The organism is Alsobacter sp. (assembly GCF_059501845.1).
On record NZ_JCACDK010000018.1, the window covers coordinates 1026836 to 1046452 of the forward strand.

The following is a 19617-nucleotide window of genomic DNA, read 5'->3' on the forward strand; positions in this document are numbered from 1 at the left end:
GGGCTTGTCTTGCCGCGCTGCCGCAATCGGGGCCGGTGCGGCGGCAAGCAACCGAGAGGGGCGAACATGCCTTCCAGTCTGTCTGCCGGCGCCCTCATGGTCGCCATGCTGGCATCGGCGCCAGCCTTCGCCGAGACGAGCGCGTCGAGCGCCGCCGCCGCTGCGGCGGGGATCGTGCCGGAACGGCCCCGTCCGACGGTGGCCGCACCTTCGTCAGCGGCTCCTGCCGCGCCCCGCTTCACCACGCCGGTGGCGTCCAGCATCGCCTCGCGCGTCGGCTTGGCCGAAACGGGAGGGGCACCGTCCGCCCGCAAGCCATGCAAGCCCAAGCCGGGTGCGAAGACCTGCTGAGCAGGGTCTCCGACGAGTTCAGAGCAATGGGCGGTAGTCCCAGCCGTAAGAGCGCGGCCTATTCGGCCGGAGTGCCCGCCTTCGCAGCCGCGTTGGCCCGCGCCCGGCGCTTCTGGAAGCGCTTGTTCATGCGCGCCTCCCCCTCCGGCGATCCGTCGTGCCAGGTGCCGAACAGCTTGTCCAAGGGCACCAGGCCGTCGCCGTAGTTCACCTCGAAATACTTGTGGTGGAGGTAGTGCCCGTAAGCATGGCTGTCGACTGCCATCGTGTCCGTCACTTCCATCTTGTCGAAGCCGACATGGCCCGGAATGGCGCCGAACCCGGCGAAATGAAGCTGGTAGAGGGCCAGCACGGGGTTGGACGGGATGACGACGTGCCAGAGGATCGTCGAGAAATAGAGGAGATGCTCCACCGGGTGCATCGACAGCGACGACCAGGGCGACGGGTTGACCGAGTTGTGGTGCACGCTGTGCACCCATTTGTAGAGCGGCCCCCAGTGGATCAGCCGGTGGATGCAGAAGAAGTGGAACTCGTGGAGGATGGGAACCACCAGCGCCAGCAGGAACAGGTGCACCGGGTGTTCGGCGAAGGAGAGCCACGGCACGCAGCCATTGGCGAAGGCCCAGAGCACGCCAACCTCGTAGGCGGTCCAGATCGGCACTCCGGTGCCGAAGCCGCGGATCATGCCGTCGACGTTCTGGTTGTTGAACAGGAAGGCGCTGTTCTTCTGGTCGGCGGGAAATCTTGCATTGTACTTGAAGCGGTTCGCCTGGGCCCGGCTGACGTAGAGGCGATACTCGAAGGCTCCGTAGAACAGGAAGACGGCGACGCAGTTGACGGCGAACAGGCGCAGCACCCAGCCCCACGCGATGGTCTTCATCACCTCGACATCGGGCACCACGAACTGCCAGTAGAGCACCGCTGAGGCGGCGAAGAGCAGGTTCCAGGGCAGGAAGTAGCCCGGCAACCATTTCAGGATGGCGAGCGGACTGATCGGCAACCGGTAGAACGGCGCGATCTCGAGACGGGCGTTCGGGGACCAGTCGCCCCTCTTATTGCGCTTGCCGTACTGAAGATCGTCCATGGCGGCCTCGCTTGAGCCAGTCTGAAGGGTGGACCGGCAGACACGCGGCCCCCGGGCCGCGCCAACCTCCATCCCCGTCCTCTAATTCTTGCGCAACGATAGGCGAATTCAGGTTGGCCCGCGCCCCCCGCCGCGCTGATTCTTCATCAGCCGGTCAGATCCAGCCGCCATCGACGGTGAAGGTCTGCTTGGAGCACATGCGGCTGTCGTCCGCCGCCGGCCACAGGGCCATGCGCGCGATGTCGGGCGGGTAGAGCTTGTCCTTCAGCGTCTGCCGCTCGGCGATCTGCCTCTCGCCGGCTTCGTCGAGCCACAGCGCCTGCTGGCGCTCAGTCATGATCCAGCCGGGCGCGATGGCGTTGACCCGGATCCCGTCGCCGCCGAGCTCCGTGGCGAGAGCGCGGGTCAGGCCGACGACGGCCGCCTTGGCGGTGACGTAGCAGACGCAGTCGCCGTCGGCGACGGTCCAGGTGATGGAGCTGAAGTTGACGATCGACCCGCCGCCGGCCCCGCGCATCTGCGGCCGCACGGCTCTTGCGGCGAAGAGCTGGTGCTTCAGGTTCACCGCCATCCGGTCGTCGAAATAGGCGGAGGTGACGTCCTCCAGCGTGTGCCGGTCGTCGTTGCCGGCATTGTTGATCAGGGCCGTGACCGGGCCCAGCGTCGCGCCGACACGGGCGATAATGTCGCCGAGCGCCTCGACGTCGCGCAGGTCGCAGGCCTCGAACACGGGCGCGTGCCCGCCCATGCGGCCGAGGTCTGCCGCCAGCGCCCGGCCGGCTTCGGCGGCAAGATCGACGAAGGCCACCTTGCTGCCCTGGTCGTGAAAGTGCTCGACGATGCTCTTCCCGATGCCGGATGCTCCACCGGTGACGAAGACGACTTTGTCCCTGAGGCTCGGGTACCGCGCGCCGTTCGGCATGATCGCGTCGCTCATCGAAGTGTCCTCCTCGGCCCGGGCTTTGCGCGGTCTGGTAACCGCCGGGTCTGCGTCCATGTACACGGCCCAAGGGACGCGGGCACGGGCCCCGCAGCTTTTCCTGTGTGGGGCCAGATCCCCGGCGGAAGTGACACTGCAGGCTGCAGCGGCGGTTGCAGGACCGCGTCACGGCCGTGCTGTCCCGCAAAATTTTGGCACTGCAACCTTGTCGCAGAAGCACCAGGGGCCTTGCGCGGCGGCCTTATCTGCATACGATGCCCCCTCCACAGCGGGCGGGGGAGGTCGCGATGGACGACGGCGACGGTCATTTCCGCGCATCCCTATCCGCATCCTGGGCGTCCCACGCGGTCGCGCCGCCCTTCATCGATCCGGAAATCCTCCAGCAGGCCGATCTCGCGCAGACGCGCGACAGGCTGGCGCTGATCGTCCAGACGGAGATCCTGCCGCGCCTCGTGGGCCTTCATGCCGAGAACGCCAACGGCGAGGCGCAGAGCTCCGGGACCCCCGCGGCACCGGACATCGTCCACCTCGCTCATCTCGTTCTCGATCCCAACCTGCATCTGTCCTTCGATTTCATCGTCGAGCTGAAGAACCGCGGCCTGTCGATGGACGGGCTCTTCGTCAATCTGCTCGAACCCGCCGCGCGATGCCTCGGCACGATGTGGGACAACGACGAGTGCACCTTCGTCGACGTCACGCTCGGTGTCGGGCGCCTGCAGCAATTGCTTTCGATGCTCAGCAGCTCGTTCGCTGTCCCGGCGTTCTCCGAAAAGCGGCGCGTGCTCATGATGGCGATCGCCGAAGAGCGCCATTCGTTCGGCGTCGCGATGGTGGAGAAGTTCCTGCGCGCCGGAGGCTGGGATGTGAAATCCGAGCGTGGAACGACGCTTCAGCAGGTTTCCCGCCTCATGCGGAACGACTGGTATGCCGTGGCCGGCTTGACGGCCAGCTCGGACCGGCAGCTGGACTCGCTGGCTGCCACGATCCACCAGATCAGGCAGCATTCCTGCAACCCGGCAATCGGCATCATGGTCGGCGGCCCCCCGTTCACCGCCTGCCCGGAGCTGGCAGCGCAGGTCGGGGCCGACGCGACGGCCGTCAACGCCCCGACGGCGGTGCTGCTCGCCCAGAGGCTTTTCGACCTCGGGGCAGAGTCGAACTGGAAAAAGCGACGGGTCTGGCCCGCCTAGGCCCAATCGCAGTCCCCCGCCGGCGCAGTTCCGGTCACCCCGCGTTCACTTCCACCCCCTGCTTCACCTCGTGCAGGATGAAGCCTTCCATCGGGTCGAACTCGCCCTCCCACGGCGCCATCGCCAGCACGGCCTCGGCATCCCGCCGGCCGGCATCGCGGCGCGAACGGATGCCGGAGGGGCTGAAGTCGATGTCCTTGGTATGGTCCTCGCCTTCGAGCGAAGGGGCGAGCAGGCGCACCACGTGCATGCGGGTCAGGCAGCCATAGGCAGCCAGCTCCTTCACCTCCGGGAGGCCCGCGATCTCGGCCGGCAGCGTCCTGGAGAGCTCCGCGATGACGTGCCGGAGCTTGTGCATCTGCTTCTGCCGCGCGATGTGGCTCGCGGCCCGGCTGGCATACTGGATGTCCTTCTGGCGATTCATGACATCCCACATCGTCCCCGGCTCGGGACCACCGGGGTTCCAGATGTGGACGGCGAAGACGAGGGAGTTGCGCCGGGGCATGTCGTCGAACACTGCCTCGACCGGCGTGTTGGAGAGGATACCGCCGTCCCAGTAGAGGTCGCCGTCGATGCGCACGGCCGGGAAGGCCGGGGGAAGCGCGCCCGATGCCGCGACGTGGCGCGGGCCGAGCGGGCGCTCGCGGCTGTCGAAATAGGTCATCTCGCCCGTGCGGACATTCGCCGCGCCGACTGTCAGCCGTGTCGGGCCGCTGTTGATCCGCTCGAAGTCGACGAGGTCGGCGAGGGTGGAGAGCAGCGGCTGGGTCGAGTAGTAGCCGGCCTGCTCGGCGCCGAGCGGCACGTGCGAGCCGAGGAACGCCCCCGCATTGGGCTGGAAGAACGCCGGGATCCCGTGCGCCATGGTGAGCCAGTTGGAAGCCGCCGCCGCGAAGGGGGCGAGCCAGGTCAGCGCCCTGTAGTGAGGCCCGTGCTCGATGCGGCGCCAGAATTCGCAGAGCTTCGAGAGCCTGTCCTCCGGCGCGTTGCCGGCGATCAGGGCGGCGTTGATGGCCCCGATCGATGTGCCGATGATCCAGTCCGGCTCGACCCCCGCGGCGTGCATGGCCTCGTAGACGCCGAGCTGATACGCGCCGAGCGCCCCGCCGCCCTGGAGCACGAGGACGATCTGGCCGTGGCGGCGCAGCTTTTCGGCACAGGACTCGTCTTCGGCAGCGGCAGAGGCGGGAGCCTTGCGGCTTCGCGGTCCGGTGCGGATGGTGTGAATGGTCATGTCATGCCCTCCCCGAGCGAAGCGGCCGGCGCGGTGCGCCGGCCCGCCCGCCTCACATGTTCTTGTCGGTCTGGTCGTGCAGGATGTCGGCGGAGAGCAGCACTGCTGTCTTGTTGCCCGTGTTCTTCCACCAGTGCGCGGTGGCCTTCGTTTCACGGGCTACGTCCCCGGCCTTGTGCACGATCGGCACGGCACAGGTGCTGGCATATTCGGTGACCTCGCCCTCGACGATGTAGATGATGGCCGGCCGGTCGGCATGGCTGTGCCACGGCACGACGCCGCCCGGCTTCACCACCAGCTTGCGCAGCCTGAGCTGCCGGCCGGGGGTGGCGATCGACTCGCCGCCGAGGTCGGTGGCGGCGAGGACCGTGTCCGTCACGTCCTTGGCCGGGGTGGTGACCGGCTTGGTCAGGTCGACGCCGGTTTTGCCGGCCGGGCATTCGCCCGCGGAGGCGGCATTGGCCAGCAGAAGGACGGCAGGAAGGGCGATGGCTGCAGCCAGGGCCCGGCGGAGAGTGATGTGCGGCATCGGTGGGTCTCCTCTCGTGGCCCGGCGGAACTGCGCCGGGCATGGGAGAAGTGTTGCCGCGCTGGAGCCTGCGTTTGAAATGCCGGGTATCTCCAGAGACGATAGCCCCCTTCTATGGCGAACGGTGGGAGCCTGACCCTGTTGATGACGCCCGCAAAGGGCGCGGGGAGGATCCTGAGAATGATCGTCGACCGTTTCTCCATGAGTCACTCCACCCGGTCGCGGGAGAGCGTCGCCTGCTTCGAGCTGGCCGTGACCGGCGTTGCCGCGCACCGGCCCGGCGTGGCGGACGCGCTGTCGGCAGCGTTGGCCGCCGACCCCGGCCTGGTCGCGGCGCACGCGCTGAAGGGTTTCGCGCAGCTGATGCTCGCCCGCGCGGAAACGCTCGAATCAGCCCGCCGGGAGTGGCTCGCCGCCCGCGCCGCCCTCGTGCGCCGCGATGCGACACTGGACGAACACGTGCTGGTCGAGGCGCTCGGCCTCGCCGTGCGCGGACGCGGCCTCGCCGCCGCCGACCGGCTGGACGATTATCTCGCCGAGGGCAGCATGTCGCTGCTGCCCTTCAAGATCGCTCAGGGGCTGCGCTTCATGGGCGGTGACACGCGCGGCATGCTGGTGGCCAGCAACTCCGCCCTGAAGGCGATGTCGACCGAGGAACCCGGCTACGGGTTCGTTCTGGGCTGCCACGCCTTCGCGCTGGAGGAGGCCGGCGAATATGACCTCGCCGAACTCGCCGGGCGCGTCGCGCTGGAGCACGAGCCCCTGGACGCGTGGGGACTGCACGCCGTGTCGCACGTGCACGAGATGACCGGCCGCTACCGGGAAGGCATCAGCTGGCTGGAGGCGGCGCGGCAGAACTGGACCGGATGCAACAATTTCGGGCTCCACGTCGCATGGCACCTCGCGCTGTTCCACGTCGAGGGCGGTGACTTCGGCAGGGCGCTCCAGCTCTACGACGCGGAGGTCCGGCCGGAACCCAGCGAGGACTTCCGGGACATGGCCAACGCGGTCTCGTTCCTGTGGCGCATGCGCCAGCACGGTGTGCCGGTCGGCCGCCGCTGGGACGAGCTTCGCGACATCGCGCTGCGGCGGCGGGCCGATACGACTCTGCTGTTCTCATCCCTGCACACGCTTCTCGCGCTCGTCGCGACAGGCGAAAGAGCGGCGGCCGCCGAGCTGGCAAGGGCCATCGCCGCCCGGCGCAGCGGCCTCGACGACCAGGGCCAGGTGGCAGGGTTCGTCGCGGCCGACCTCGCCGGCGTGATTGCAGGCGAGGCAGCGGCCCCGGCGGATGTTCCTCGCCTCCTCGCGGACATGCCTCGCCTCGGCGGCAGCAACGCGCAGCGGGACGTCTTCGTGCGGACGCTTGCCGAGCTGGCCGCCACCCGGAGCGACGAGACCTCCCTGCGCCGCGTCATCGCGGCCCGGAGCCGCCTGCGGCGGGAGGACCGCTTCGAACGCGCCGTCCTGTCCCGTCTCGGCGTGGCGGACAGGGCCGAGCCCCAGCGAGCCGTCGCCTGACGGCATCACCTTCCCCTGGCAGTCAAACAGAAGGGGCGGCCCGGAGCCGCCCCTCTTTCCTGGTCGCAGGAGAACTGGCCGTCAGTGGGCCGTCCATCCGCCGTCGACCGGGATCGCGGTCCCCGTGATCGAGGCTGCCGCGTCGCCGGCGAGGAAGACGGCGAGCGCCCCCATCTGCTCCACCGTCGCGAAGGTCTTGTTGGGCTGGTTGGCGAGCAGCACGTCGCGGACCACGGCTTCCCGGGAGATGCCGTGCGCCTTCGCCTGGTCCTCGATCTGGGCCTCCACCAGCGGCGTCCAGACATAGCCGGGGCAGACCGCGTTGCAGGTGATGCCGTCCTGCGCCGTCTCCAGAGCCGTGACCTTCGTGAACCCCACGAGCCCGTGCTTGGCGGCGACATAGGCGGACTTGAACGGCGAGGCGACCAGCCCGTGTGCCGAGGCGATGTTGACGATGCGTCCCCAGCGGCGCGCCTTCATGCCGGGCAGGGCGAGCCGGGTCGTGTGGAACGCCGAGCCGAGGTTGATCGCCATGATCAGCGACCATTTCTCGGGCGGGAATGTCTCGATCGGCCCGACATGCTGGATGCCGGCATTGTTGACGAGGATGTCGAGCCGGCCGAACCGGGCCTCGATTTCGCCCATCATGCCGGCGATGGCGCCGGCGTCGCTCATGTCCGCGCCGGAGAAGAACACTTCCCGGCGGAACTCGGCTCCGAGCGTTCGCGTGAGGTCGGTGACGGCGCCGGGCGCTGCGAGACCGTTCAGCACGATGTCGGCGCCAGCCGCGGCAAGCGCCCGTGCGATGCCGAGCCCGATGCCGCTGGTCGATCCCGTGATCAGCGCCACCCTGCCCGCAAGGGGAAGGGCAGCGGGGGATGTGAGAGGCATTGCCTGAGAGGTCATGTCCGTTCTCCTGTCTGGTGCGGATGTCGATCAGGCTGCGCCGCGCAGCGCGGCAGGGGCGGGCACCGGGGCGTCCATCCCCTGCATCGCGTCCATGTCGATGTCGGGCTCCGCGCCCGTGATGAGCCGCGACCCGCGCTCATAGGTGAGGTAGCTCCACGCCCAGCTCATCAGCACGGAGGTCCGGTTGCGGAAGCCGACAAGGAAGAAGACGTGGGCCAGGCTCCACAGCACCCAGGCGGGGTAGCCCGACAGGCGAAGGCGGCCGACCTGGGCGACGGCCTTCTTGCGGCCGATCGTGGCCATGGTGCCGTAGTCTCGGTAGCGGAAGGCGGAGCGGGTCTGCGTCGCGATGGAGCGTGCGACGTGCTGGCCCTGCTGCTTGGCGACCGCGGCGATGCCGGGCAGCGGGCGTCCGCCCGGCCCGGGTACATGCGCGGTATCGCCGATCACGAAGATCTCGGGATGGTCCGGCAGGGTCAGGTCCGCCCCGACGAGCGCGCGGCCGGCAGCATCGGTATCCGCGCCCACCCATTTCGCAGCCTGCGAGGCCCGCACGCCGGCTGCCCAGATGACCGTGCGCGATTCGATGCGGTCTGCCCCGACGGCGACGCCTTCCGCGTCGCACGCGGTGACGACGCTGGAGAGCAGTACCTCGACGCCGAGCTCTTCCAGCGCCTTCTTCGCGGCTTCCGACATGCGGGGCTCGAAGGGCGCGAGGACGCGTGGCCCGCCTTCGAGAAGGATGATGCGCGCGTCGCGCGGATCGATGGACCGGAACTCCGCCGACAGGGCACGCCTGGCCAGCTCGGCGATGGCGCCGGCCATCTCCACGCCGGTCGGCCCGCCGCCGACGACGACGAAGTTGAGCAGACGGCGGCGCTCCTGCGGGTCGTCCTGGGTCTCGGCGAGTTCGAAGGCGAGCAGGATGCGGCGCCGGAGATAGGTGGCGTCGTCGATCTTCTTCAGGCCCTGGGCGTGGGCCTCCCACTCGTCATGGCCGAAATAGGCATGCCGCGCGCCGGTGGCGACGACGAGCATGTCATAGGGGAAGCTGCGCGAGCCTGCCTGGACGACACGCTTCTCCTTGTCGATCCCGCTGACCCGGGCGAGCACGACCGACGCGTTGCGCTGCCCGCGGAGCACCGAGCGGATCGGCGAGGCGATGTCGGCCGGAGAGAGGGCTGCCGTCGCGACCTGGTACAGCAGGGGCTGGAACAGGTGGTAGTTGTGCCGGTCGATGACCGTGACATCGACGGGAGCGCGCGCCAGAGCGCGTGCCGCGGCGATGCCGCCGAAGCCGGCACCGACGATGACGACGCGGGGACGCGCCGAGGGCTGGTCGCGATGAGCCATGGCAGCCTCCTGGCGTGTCAGTGAAGCGTGAGGCGGAGCGGGTGCCGGGCCGGCTCGGGCCGCTCCCAGCCAATCGCCCAGGAAAGTCGCCGCAGCTCGAGCGAAACGCCACCGATGTGCTGCAGGGCCTCCGCATACTGGGCGTCGGTCAGCACCGGCCCGGTGCGGTCGGGGATGTCGATCTCGATCTCGGAAATCGGTTCTTGTTCCGGCTGGCGGGTGCTCATCGGGCCTCTCCCGTTCGGGTTTCGTGAGCCCGATTGCACAGCCGAAACAGGCGCGACTGAAATACCGATGGTCGATGGAGCCGATGTCCGCCGCCTATGGCGGACGTAACGAAGCGCTGCGCTATGCGAACGATAGCTAACGGCTATGGAAGCCGGCGACACGAAGATGCACGACCGGGCTGACGCGCCGCTTCGCCCGGGTTAAGTTGATTTGTGTCGAACCGGGCATTCCATCATCGAGGGGCATCCCATGGAAATGCACCAGGTACGGTATTTTCTTGCGGTCTCGCGTACCCTGAACTTCACCAGGGCGGCGGAGGAGTGCAACGTCGCGCAGCCCTCCCTGACGCGCGCGATCAAGCTCCTCGAGGAGGAGCTCGGCGGCGATCTCTTCCGCCGCGAGCACAAGCTCTCTCACCTGACCGAGCTCGGCGAGCGCATGCTGCCGCTGCTGCAGCAATGTTTCGACGCGGCGCAGGGTGTGAAGCAGCTGGCCCACCAGATCCGCCGGGGCGAGGTCGCCTCGCTGCGGCTGGCGCTGTCGAACACGGTCGACATCACGCTGCTCATCCCGTTCCTCTCCGAGCTCACGCGGGCTTTCCCGGGCCTCGAACTGAAGTTCTCCCGCGGCACGGGCGAGATGGCGGCTGAGACGCTGAAGAAGGGCGAGGCGGACCTCGCAGTCGCCGGCATGCTGTCACAGTCCTGGGACCGCTTCGACGCGTGGCCACTTTTCAGCGAGGAGTTCGCGCTGCTGGTCGGCGGAGATCATCCCCTCGCCGGCGCCAACGCAGTCGAGATCGATGATCTCGCCTCCTACAAGCTGCTGGTGCGCGGCTACTGCGAGCAGGTCGACCAGATCAGTGCTCTCTTCAAGGGTCGCAATCTCCCATTCGAGAGTTCCCATGCGGTCGGATCCGAGCGCGACATGATCGCGCTGCTGGAGGCGGGAATCGGCGTCGCCATCGCGCCCCGCAGCACGGCGCTGCCCCAGTCGGTCCGCCGGATCGCCCTTCGGGGACTTCCCGTCACGCGCACGGTCAACCTCTATGCGGTTGCGGGACGGCAGCGCCCGGCGGCGGCCAACACTTTCATGAAGCTCGTGCGCGGGGCCGACTGGAGCCGGCACCTGCAGTGAGGAAAGGGGCTAGCGCGCCGCCCTGACGGCAGCCAGCAGATCCTTCACCTCCATGCGGCGCCGGTAGTCGGGATCGATGAACCGCGATGAGACGATGCCGCCGGTACTGACCACGAACGTCGCCGGAATGGGGAGCATCCAGGCCGAGTTTCCCTGGTAGGCGTCGAGATCGACGCCGAACGCCTTCATGTTGCTTCGCATCTCCTCGCCCACCCAGATCGCCAGGTTGAGGGACAGCGCGTAGCCATTGTCGAGGTCCGTCAGGATCGGGAAGTCGCCTCCCGCGATCTCCTTCAGCGTCGCCGCGAAACCGGCCCTGTCCGGCGTGATGGCGACCAGCGTGCCGCCGATCTCCTTCAGGGCCGTATGGGCCTGCGCGAGAGCACGGGCGTTGATCCGGCAAAAGGGACACCAGTGACCGCGATGGAACGCCACCGCCACGGGACCGCGTTCGAGCAGCGGCTCCAGCGCGACGAGGTGGCCCTCCTCGTCGGGCAGCAAAAAGGGCGGCATGGGCTCGCCCAGGCCGGGCGCGCCCTGGCCGGCCTCTACCGCCTGGAGGCGGCCGACGAGCCGGTCCACCACGGCAGTGAAGGTGGGATCGAGCGCGCGCAGAGTGTCGGCGAAGATCGCCAGCCGCTCGTTGACGGGCCCCTCGCCGTCGAGCGCGGCCTGGTAGGCGTCTGCGAGGCTGGCATAGGTGGTGCGGCTGTGGATCACGGCGGGGTGTCCCATTCTGGTCATTGCCTCATACCATGGCCCGCCATGCACGTGGGCTATCGTTGGCTTCCCGCCGGGGCAGGCGGATTGCTGCAACCGACGATAGCAACTTCCTATGAACACCATCGGTGACCGGCATTGGAGTGCCGGCGACGAAAGATCTCCAATCGTGAGGACGCAAACGGCGTCTGAAACTACCGACGGGAGATGACCATGAAGACGATTGCCACCGCCGCCCTGCTGGCCTGTTCGGCCCTCGCCCTTCCCGGGCTGGCCCTCGCCGATGCCGGCCACAGGGTGAAGCCCTACGTGAAGACAAACACCAGCTACATGCCGACCGCCTGCGCCCCGTCCGTGGTCGACAAGAACGGCAACGTCGCCGGCACCGGCACCAACCACGCCCGCCCCTGCGTTCCGGTTGCGATGACCAAGCCGGTGAAGCCGTGCAAGCCGATGGTCGTCGATTCCGCGGGCCGGACCCAGAGCGTCAATACGAACCATGCCCGTCCCTGCGAGACGGCCCAGGTCAATTGAAGAGGACGGAAGGCGCCGGGTCCCTCCCCTGGCGCCTCCTCTTTCCCTCCGCGACCAGACGCAGAAAAAGCCGGGCGCCATCAGCTGCCCGGCTTTTTCGTGCCCGAGAATGGGGGAGGGTGGGAGGAGAGTTCCTGTCTCTCCTCGCGCCGCTCGGATGCCGCGGCTCATCCGCGCCGTGACCAGACCTCGAAGACCAGGGCCGCGATGAAGCCGTAGATGACGTGGCCGACATAGCTCATGAAGGACAGGCCGCCGCCCCATTCCATCAGCAGGAACGGAAGGCCGGCGAGCGGGGCCATGATGCCGAGGGCGTTGAACCAGGTGAAGGAGCCCCAGCTCAGGCAGTCCGCAATGAGGGCGTTGCGGTTTAACAGCCGCGTCGCCGTGACCACGGTGACGATCGCCCAGAAGGCCGCCATGCCGCCGTCGACCCGGCCGGAGACGAGCGCCCACGCCATCCAGGCCGTGAACAGTGCCCACACGGCGACGTCGAGGACGACGGGCCAGCGCGGGAGAACCCGCGAAATGACGAAGTATGCGACGGGGTAGCCGACGATTCCAATGGCGTAGTGGATGGCTTCGGCGGGGAGGCGCGGCAGGTCGTAGTTCAGCCATGTCCGAGCCAGTGACTGGACGAGGCCCGCGGGCTCCAGCGGCCCGCCGAGGAAGAAGGGCGTGATCACCCGCGCCCAGACCTCCCAGGCCATCAGCCCGGCAAAGCCGCCGGCAAACAGTTTCGCGGCGTTGGCCGCGCTCGGGATCTGCAGGGCGGCGCGGGGTTGCGCCGTGCTCTCGATCATCATGGCTCTCTCCATCCCGTGACGGCCCGGGGCCGCGACGACGGCACGGGCGCACCGCGCGCCCGCATTCCTGAAGCAACACCACCATGGGGGGCCGGGCCGGGGCCAATACCGGGTCGCCATGGGATGCCAAGCCTCCGGCTATGGAGCCCGGGAATGCCCCGCCGCTATCGAGTCGGTAGGGACACGGCATTTCCATTCGCACGCCGGTGGAGAGACCCTGCGACCGTCGAAACTGTCGCAGGAGGCACGCCATGGACGCCCTGACGCATTCGGTCCCGGCTCCCCCGGTGGCCAGCCGCGACACAGGTCTCGCCGGTCACTCCGTCATCGCGCTGCTGGCGTTTCTCACCGTCGTGGACCTCTTTGCCGCACAGGCACTCCTGCCCTTGCTGGCGATCGAGTTCGCCGTCTCGCCGGGAACGATGGGGCTGGCGGTCAACGCGACGACGATCGGCATGGCGCTGGCCGGGCTTGCCGTGGCGCTGTTCGGCAAAGGGCTCGCCCCCGCACGCGGCGTGCCGCTCGCCCTGCTCGTGCTCGCCGTCCCCACCGTGATGCTCGCCTTCGCGCCGAACCTCTGGATATTCGCCCTGTTAAGGGTCTTGCAGGGCCTTTGCATGGCGACCGCCTTCACCCTCACCCTTACCCATCTCGGCGCGCGCGGAAGCCAGGCCGGGTTTGCCGCCTACGTCACCGGCAATGTCGCCAGCAACCTCTTTGGCCGCCTGGTGGCCGCGGGTGTGGCGAGCCATTTCGGCCTCTCCGCCGCTTTTTATGCATTTGCAACGATGAACATCGCCGGCGCTCTGCTGGCAGCTCGCGTGATCGGTTCCGGAGCGGATCCGCGTCCTGCGCCCGTGTCGTCCGCGGGTGCTTCCGCCGGCACGCTGCTCGCCGCGCCCGTTCTGGCCGGCTTCGGTGTCGGGTTCTGCATCCTTTTCGCCTTCATCGGAACCTTCACCTACGTGAATGTCGTGCTCGTGAGGCCACCCCTCTCGCTGGGCATGATGGATGTCGGCCTCGTCTACCTCGTCTTCGCGCCTTCGATCCTGACGACGCCCTTCGCAGGCCGGGCCGCGAGCCGGATCGGCGTTCGCGGCGTCGCGTGGCTCGGCCTCGGCACCGCGCTCGCAGGTCTGCCCCTGACCCTGCTGCCGAGCCTGCCATTCGTGCTGGCCGGGCTGTCGCTTGTCGGGGTTGGTACGTTCCTCGCCCAGGCCGTCGCGACCGGCTTCGTGAGCCGCGCCGCCGGATCGCGCCGGGCGGCCGCAAGCGGGATCTATCTCGCCAGCTATTTCTCCGGCGGCCTCGTCGGCAGCGCCGTGCTCGGCCGGGTCTTCGACCAGGTCGGCTGGACAGGCTGTGTTGCTGGGGTCGGGGCGGCGCTCGCGACAGCACTCGCGCTGGCGACGTTCTTCAAGCCCGTGCAGCCGTCCTGACCGCATTCCAGCATCCTGAAGGGAGCAAGCCTATGACACGGTTCGTCCGCACCACGGCCCTTGCGCTGCTGATGATCGCTTCTCCGGCCCTGGCACGGGCCGGAACCGCCGACGAGGTGCGCGCCACCTACGAGGCCTTCGTTGCCGCGCAGAACAGGCACGATCTCGCGGCGGTGCGGTCGCTGCTCCTCGACTCGCCCCGCTTCCTCTGGGTGAGCGACGGCCAGTCCTACTGGGGCCCGGATGCCATGATCGAGCGGATGGCCGTGTTTCAGAAATCCGACGTGTGGGAGGTCAAGCCGGGCCTCGACACGGCTGTCGCGGTCGAACTCGACGACCGCACGGGGTACCTGCACCTCCCGCTGGTGCTGGAGATCGGATCGCGCGAGCCCGGCCCCGACCACCTCCGCTTCCTCGTCAGCGTCCTCTGCGTCAAGGCGCAAGCCGGCTGGCGTATCGCCGCCCTGTTTACGACCACTCAGAAGGGCGCGCCCTGACCGGTGCCTGCCCGAGAGGTCGCGCCGTCAGCCCCCAATGCGATGGCCGGCCGGCTTGCCCGGAAGGGCGCGCCGCCCGCATTGATCTGCCCGGCGTTGTTTAGCCGTTCGGACCGGACGCATCGGCAGGGTTTGGGGGACCAAACCGTGGCGCTATCACCGGCTGCTCGGAGTGCTGGTCGGTCAGGCCGGCGAGGTGAGTTGGTTTTCGTTCTGCTCGTCTACCACCGTAATCCGCGAACCCCCGCTGTCAGCCAAGATCACGGCTGGCATTATTGGTTGAAATTCGATCCGTCATTGTTCACAGCTACAATGCTGTCCCCCGCAGCAGCTTGGAAACAAGCCCGCCCGGCAGGTTTGACCATGACGCTGGCGCGTTCCTGGGTTAACCGTTGAGTCATTCCGCCGAAGTCTGATCTGGATCCGGCCGCGGAAAGGATCTTTCGTGCCCGTTGTCGTGGCCTCCCGCTTTACCGACCGCCTGATCGCCATCGGTGGTCAGACTGGCCGTATGATGGCGGGACTGGACTGGTCGACATCCTCTCTCGGCGCGCCGGAAACGTGGCCACAGTCCCTACGCTCGGTGGTGGGGCTGCTGCTCGGGTCGAAGTTTCCGATGTTCGTCGCCTGGGGTGACGAACTCGGCTTTCTCTACAACGACGCCTATGCCGAGATCCTGGGTGCCAAGCACCCTGGCGCTCTCGGCGCCCGCTTCCGCGAAATCTGGTCGGAGATCTGGCCCGACATCTCGCCGCTCATCGATGCCGCCCTCGCTGGCGAGGCAACCTACCGCGAGGATCTGCCGCTGGTCATGAACCGGCGCGGCTATGACGAGCAGACCTGGTTCACCTTTTCCTACTCCCCCGTGCACGACGAAAACGGCCGTATCGCCGGCATGTTCTGCGCCGTTGCCGAAACCACGGGCAAGGTGCTGGCCGAGCAGCGGCAGAGCTTCGTCGTGAGGCTGGGCGACACGCTCGCGAAGCTCGCCGATCCCGTCGATCTGACGGCGGCCACCGCCGGGCTCCTCGGTCGGCATCTCCGCGTCGGGCGGGTGGGCTATGGTGAGATCGACCCGACCGGAGAGATCGTGTCGGTCGCGCGAGACTGGACAGACGGAGCCAACGTCTCGCTGGCGGGCGAGGCGCGCGTGCTGGATGCGTTCGGCCCGGAGGTGATCGCCGAGCTTCGTGCCGGGCGCACGCTGGTCGTCGGCGATTGCCTCACCGATCCGAGGACATCTCGCCCGGACTATCTCCTCACCTGGGAGAGCATCGGCACACGCGCCCTCATCGCGGCGCCGCTCGTGAGCGAAAACCGCCTCGTCGCGATCCTCTATGTGCACTCGGCCGTCCCGCGCCGGTGGTCCGACCTGGAGACGCGCCTTGTCGAGGACGCCGGCAGCCGCACCTGGGCGGCCGTCGAGCGTGCGAGCGCCGAGGCCGCCCTGCGCGAGAGCGAGTCCGCTCTTGCGGCCGAGGTCGAGGCGATGGAGCGATTGCAGGAGGTGAGCACGCGGCTGGTGGGCGATGAGGCCCCGCAGGCGATCTACGATGTCATCCTCACTGCTGCCGCCAACCTGATGGGATCCCAGTCCGCGAGCATCCAAATTCTGGACGCGGCCGGATCCCTCCAGCTCCTGGCGCACCGCGGCTACGACCAGCGCTCAGCCGACTACTGGCAGACCGTGGATACGACCTCCGGGAGCACTTGCGGTATTGCGTTGTCGTCCGGCGAGCGGGTGATCATCCCCGACGTGGAGAACAGCGGCCTGCCCGCCGACAGCGGCGATCTGCAGGCCTACCGCTGGACCGGCATGCGCGCGGTCCAGACGACGCCGCTCCTGTCCCGGTCGGGAAAGCTGCTGGGCATGCTCTCCACGCACTGGCAGCATCCGCATACTCCGCCGCCACGTGACCTCAAGCTCTTCGACGTTCTGGCCCGCCAGGCAGCCGACGCGATCGAACGGTCGCTGGTCCAGGCCGAGCTGCGTGAAAGCGAGGCGCGCCAGGCGTTCCTGCTCTCCCTGTCCGATGAATTGCGTTCGCTCAGGACGCCGGGGGAGATTGCCTCGGCAGTGGCCGAGCGCCTCGGCGAGCGGTTTGGTCTGAGCCGGGTCTTCTATGCCGAGATCTTCGGCAGCCTGATGAAAGTCGAGCGGGACTACACGAAAGGCGTCGCGTCGATCGTGGGCGAGCACGAGCTGGCGGCTTTCGGGCCTGACGTGCTGCGCTCCTATCATGAGGGCCCGATCGTCAAGGTCGACGACGTGCGTACAGACCCGCGCTTCAGCGAAGATGCGCGGCGAGGGCTCCTGGCCAGGCAGGTTGGCGCGTACCTCGACGTCGTCCTGTTCGAGGCCGACCGCTATGTCAGCCTGCTGGCCCTGCAGAGTGCCACGCCCCGAACATGGTCTGTGTCCGAAGAGGGCTTGTTCCGCGAGGTCGGCGAGCGCGTCAGGGCCGCGATCGAACGTGCCCGCGCCGAGGACCGGCTGCGCGAGCTCAACGACACGCTGGAGCGCCGAGTCGCCGAGGCCATGGCCGAGCGCAACATGCTCGCCAAGCTCGTCGAGATGACCGACGTCATGATCATGGCGGTCGATCTCGACTACAACATCCTGGCCCTGAATGTCGCCAACGCGGACGAATTCGAGCGCATCTTCGGGGTGCGGCCGAAGGCGGGCGACAACATGCTGGAGCTCCTGGCCGACCAGCCGGAGCACCAGGAGCAGGTGCGGCTCGGCTGGGCCAAGGGCATGCACGACGAGCCCGTCACGATGGTGGAGGACTACGGCGACCCCGAGCGGTCACGTCCCTACTACGAGGTGAACTTCCGGCCGCTTCGCAACGAGGCCGGCGAGCAGGTCGGCGTCTATCAGTTCGTCACCGATGTGACTGACCGGCTCCGTCGCGAAGCGCAGCTCGCCGAGGCGCAGGAGGCGCTGCGGCAGTCGCAGAAGATGGAGGCGATGGGCCAGCTCACCGGCGGCGTCGCACACGATTTCAACAACCTGCTGGCCCCCATCGTCGGTTCGCTCGACATGCTTCAGCGGCGGCAGCTCGGCGGTGAGCGCGAGCAGCGCCTCATCGCCGGCGCGATGCAGTCGGCCGAACGGGCAAAAACTCTCGTTCAGCGGCTGCTTGCCTTTGCGCGCCGCCAGCCGCTCCAGCCGATCCCGGTCGACCTCGCCAAATTGGTCAACGACATGGGCGAGCTGGTCGCGAGCACCACGGGCCCGCAGATCAGGGTTGTGGCCGACACCCCGCCCGACCTGCCACCGGCTGAGGCCGACCCGAACCAGCTCGAGATGGCACTCCTGAACCTCGTCGTGAACGCGCGCGACGCCATGGCGGAGGGAGGCGGCACGCTCAGCATTTCCGTCGGGGCTGAAGAGGTCGGGGCGGGTCACCGGTCCAAGCTCCCGCCCGGCACCTACCTTCGCCTGTCCGTCGCGGACACGGGCGCAGGGATGGACGAGGCGACGGCGGCTCGCGCCGTCGAGCCGTTTTTCTCCACCAAGGGAGTGGGCAAGGGGACGGGTCTCGGCCTCTCGATGGTCCACGGCCTTGCCTCACAGCTCGGCGGTGCGCTCACGATCCAGAGCCGGCCCGGACGAGGCACCAACGTCGAGCTGTGGTTGCCCCAGAGCGCCGAAGGATTGGAGGCGGTCAGCCCTGCCGCCGGATCTCCCGAGCTGCCGGGAACGCGCGGAACAGCGCTCCTCGTCGATGACGAGGACCTCGTTCGAATGATCACGGCGGATATGCTGAGCGACCTCGGCTATGCGGTGATCGAGGCGACCAGCGCCGAGGAGGCACTCTCCCTGATCCAGAAGGGCGAGGCCTTCGACCTTCTGGTCACCGACCACCTGATGCCGGGCATCAACGGCACCGATCTGGCTCGCGAGGTTCGGTCCGCCAAACCCGGGCTGCCTGTCCTGCTCGTGTCCGGTTACGCCGACGGTGTGGATTCCGACCTCCCGCGCCTGAGAAAGCCGTTCAGGGCGGAGGAACTGGCGTCAAGCCTCGCCCAGCTCACCAACGGTCCCTGCTAGCGGGAGCGATATCGCAGAGCGGGATTCGGAACAGGTGCATAGACCCGGCCACCATAATGGCCGGTAATAGGAAGCGATCGCATCTCGGAGCCGTGAACGGCCGGGCCGTCAGATCCGCCTCGCTCCCCTGTGGCGCGCGTGGGCCTAGGCGGCGGTCGCGGCCAGAAGGCTACGGCTCATGAGGGTGCTCCCGCTCACCTGACGATAATGGTGCCGGTCATGCCGGCTTCGCGGTGACCGGGAATGAGGCACGAGAAGTCGAAGGTGCCGGCTGTATCGAAGCGCCAGAGGATCTCGGACGACTCCTTCGGCCCGATCCGCTTGGCGTTCGGATCGTCGTGGTCCATGTCGGGGTTGCTCTTCATCGCCTCGGCATGCTTCAGGTTCATCTCGAGCGTGGCAAGCACCATCTCGTGGTCGCTGTTGCCGTCGTTCCTGAGCTCGAAGCGTACCTGCTCGCCCTTCTTCACCTCGATGCGGTTGGGCACGAAGGCCATGCCTTGGTCCCCGTCCTTCATGACGATATCGACTACCCGGGCAGGCTTCTTCGGATCGCCCGGCTGGCCGAAGCCGCCGGCGGCGTGGTGGTGACCGGACTCGCCGGCGCCCGCCCAGACGGCCGGTGCATGGATGGCGAGCGCGGCCATTGCGGCTACCGCAATGACGAAAGTCCTCACGATTGTTCTCCTTCTAGACATTTCAGTGCTGATGCAACTCCGGGTGAGCACGCCGATAGTGCCGGGCACACCCCCAACACCGTGGACACCGTCGTTAGCAATGGCAGTGCTGGTAGTGTCGGCACGGTGCTTGAAACGCCTGGTGAGGAATTCCTGTTCAACCACGGGGTAGACCTCAACCACCTCGGTATTTGGGACAGGGCTCACGGGGACACCACTGCGCCGGTGGTGGATGCCAATGGCGTCGTGTTTCAGCCCGTAAGCTATACGGACGAGAGCTCGCCCTTCCACCTGCATTCAGACTCGACGACGTTTGCACACCACGGGTTCGGCGAGTTCTGAGGATTGAACTCCAGCTGAACCGCTGGCGAGCGCAGGACAGTTCTTACGGCCGCTCACACGGCAAGCGAA

At 67.9% G+C, this 19617-nt stretch carries 19 protein-coding genes; 9 read left to right on the plus strand and 10 right to left on the minus strand.

Going from position 1 to position 19617, the window contains the following annotated elements; translation table 11 throughout:
* The first annotated feature begins 66 nt into the window (after positions 1 to 66).
* A complete protein-coding gene (locus tag AC5JCN_RS19750; protein ID WP_495756797.1) occupies positions 67 to 351 on the plus strand; it encodes a hypothetical protein in 285 nt (94 codons plus the stop codon).
* A 58-nt stretch (positions 352 to 409) separates the two neighbouring features.
* Here AC5JCN_RS19750 and AC5JCN_RS19755 read toward each other — a convergent pair whose 3' ends face one another.
* On the minus strand, positions 410 to 1435 hold the full coding sequence (locus AC5JCN_RS19755; RefSeq protein WP_495756798.1) for a sterol desaturase family protein: 1026 nt from the start codon (positions 1433 to 1435) through the stop codon (positions 410 to 412).
* Positions 1436 to 1589: 154 nt separating this feature from the next.
* Entirely contained in the window at positions 1590 to 2372 is a 783-nt protein-coding gene (locus AC5JCN_RS19760) for an SDR family NAD(P)-dependent oxidoreductase (protein WP_495756799.1), read from the minus strand.
* A gap of 290 nt (positions 2373 to 2662) precedes the next feature.
* On the opposite strand from AC5JCN_RS19760, the gene AC5JCN_RS19765 reads away from it, so the two are divergent.
* Positions 2663 to 3565 carry a cobalamin B12-binding domain-containing protein gene (locus tag AC5JCN_RS19765; protein WP_495756800.1) on the plus strand — a complete coding sequence of 301 codons (903 nt, stop codon included), beginning with the start codon at positions 2663 to 2665 and terminating at the stop codon, positions 3563 to 3565.
* Between the two features lie 34 nt (positions 3566 to 3599).
* On the opposite strand, the gene AC5JCN_RS19770 is transcribed toward AC5JCN_RS19765, so the two are convergent.
* Together AC5JCN_RS19770 and AC5JCN_RS19775 are read right to left on the minus strand one after the other, a co-directional pair.
* A complete protein-coding gene (locus AC5JCN_RS19770) occupies positions 3600 to 4799 on the minus strand; it encodes a patatin-like phospholipase family protein (protein ID WP_495756801.1) in 1200 nt (399 codons plus the stop codon).
* 52 nt (positions 4800 to 4851) lie between these two features.
* On the minus strand, positions 4852 to 5328 hold the full coding sequence (locus AC5JCN_RS19775; protein WP_495756802.1) for a cupin domain-containing protein: 477 nt from the start codon (positions 5326 to 5328) through the stop codon (positions 4852 to 4854).
* 180 nt (positions 5329 to 5508) lie between these two features.
* Here AC5JCN_RS19775 and AC5JCN_RS19780 point away from each other — a divergent pair, with 180 nt between their 5' ends.
* Complete coding sequence (locus tag AC5JCN_RS19780) at positions 5509 to 6849, plus strand: tetratricopeptide repeat protein (protein ID WP_495756803.1); 1341 nt, start codon at positions 5509 to 5511, stop codon at positions 6847 to 6849.
* Between the two features lie 81 nt (positions 6850 to 6930).
* Here the strand turns inward: AC5JCN_RS19780 and AC5JCN_RS19785 are convergent, their stop codons facing one another.
* Genes AC5JCN_RS19785 through AC5JCN_RS19795 form a run of 3 tightly spaced genes read right to left on the minus strand, consistent with a single transcriptional unit; the run spans position 6931 to position 9338 of the window.
* Positions 6931 to 7755: a 3-hydroxybutyrate dehydrogenase gene (locus AC5JCN_RS19785; RefSeq protein ID WP_495756804.1), complete on the minus strand. Its 825-nt coding sequence runs from the start codon at positions 7753 to 7755 to the stop codon at positions 6931 to 6933.
* A 30-nt stretch (positions 7756 to 7785) separates the two neighbouring features.
* Positions 7786 to 9111: an NAD(P)/FAD-dependent oxidoreductase gene (locus AC5JCN_RS19790; protein ID WP_495756805.1), complete on the minus strand. Its 1326-nt coding sequence runs from the start codon at positions 9109 to 9111 to the stop codon at positions 7786 to 7788.
* Between the two features lie 17 nt (positions 9112 to 9128).
* Entirely contained in the window at positions 9129 to 9338 is a 210-nt protein-coding gene (locus tag AC5JCN_RS19795) for a hypothetical protein (protein WP_495756806.1), read from the minus strand.
* Between the two features lie 250 nt (positions 9339 to 9588).
* On the opposite strand from AC5JCN_RS19795, the gene AC5JCN_RS19800 reads away from it, so the two are divergent.
* Positions 9589 to 10476 carry a LysR family transcriptional regulator gene (locus AC5JCN_RS19800; protein ID WP_495756807.1) on the plus strand — a complete coding sequence of 296 codons (888 nt, stop codon included), beginning with the start codon at positions 9589 to 9591 and terminating at the stop codon, positions 10474 to 10476.
* Positions 10477 to 10485: 9 nt separating this feature from the next.
* Here the strand turns inward: AC5JCN_RS19800 and AC5JCN_RS19805 are convergent, their stop codons facing one another.
* Complete coding sequence (locus AC5JCN_RS19805) at positions 10486 to 11196, minus strand: peroxiredoxin-like family protein (RefSeq protein ID WP_495756808.1); 711 nt, start codon at positions 11194 to 11196, stop codon at positions 10486 to 10488.
* A gap of 213 nt (positions 11197 to 11409) precedes the next feature.
* Here AC5JCN_RS19805 and AC5JCN_RS19810 point away from each other — a divergent pair, with 213 nt between their 5' ends.
* Positions 11410 to 11730: a hypothetical protein gene (locus AC5JCN_RS19810; protein WP_495756809.1), complete on the plus strand. Its 321-nt coding sequence runs from the start codon at positions 11410 to 11412 to the stop codon at positions 11728 to 11730.
* A gap of 167 nt (positions 11731 to 11897) precedes the next feature.
* Here AC5JCN_RS19810 and AC5JCN_RS19815 read toward each other — a convergent pair whose 3' ends face one another.
* Positions 11898 to 12536 (minus strand): hypothetical protein, encoded by a 639-nt coding sequence (locus tag AC5JCN_RS19815; protein ID WP_495756810.1) that lies wholly within the window; start codon positions 12534 to 12536, stop codon positions 11898 to 11900.
* Between the two features lie 251 nt (positions 12537 to 12787).
* Between AC5JCN_RS19815 and AC5JCN_RS19820 the strand changes: the two genes are divergently transcribed.
* From AC5JCN_RS19820 to AC5JCN_RS19830, 3 genes are all read left to right on the plus strand, one after another.
* Entirely contained in the window at positions 12788 to 13975 is a 1188-nt protein-coding gene (locus AC5JCN_RS19820; RefSeq protein ID WP_495756811.1) for an MFS transporter, read from the plus strand.
* Positions 13976 to 14007: 32 nt separating this feature from the next.
* A complete protein-coding gene (locus AC5JCN_RS19825) occupies positions 14008 to 14472 on the plus strand; it encodes a nuclear transport factor 2 family protein (RefSeq protein WP_495756812.1) in 465 nt (154 codons plus the stop codon).
* Positions 14473 to 14983: 511 nt separating this feature from the next.
* The gene (locus AC5JCN_RS19830) at positions 14984 to 18529 is read left to right on the plus strand and encodes a GAF domain-containing protein (RefSeq protein ID WP_495757686.1); all 3546 of its coding nucleotides are present in this window, start codon (positions 14984 to 14986) and stop codon (positions 18527 to 18529) included.
* 194 nt (positions 18530 to 18723) lie between these two features.
* On the opposite strand, the gene AC5JCN_RS19835 is transcribed toward AC5JCN_RS19830, so the two are convergent.
* Positions 18724 to 19206: a cupredoxin domain-containing protein gene (locus AC5JCN_RS19835; RefSeq protein ID WP_495756813.1), complete on the minus strand. Its 483-nt coding sequence runs from the start codon at positions 19204 to 19206 to the stop codon at positions 18724 to 18726.
* 126 nt (positions 19207 to 19332) lie between these two features.
* Between AC5JCN_RS19835 and AC5JCN_RS19840 the strand changes: the two genes are divergently transcribed.
* Positions 19333 to 19548 (plus strand): hypothetical protein, encoded by a 216-nt coding sequence (locus AC5JCN_RS19840; RefSeq protein WP_495756814.1) that lies wholly within the window; start codon positions 19333 to 19335, stop codon positions 19546 to 19548.
* Positions 19549 to 19617: the final 69 nt, after the last annotated feature.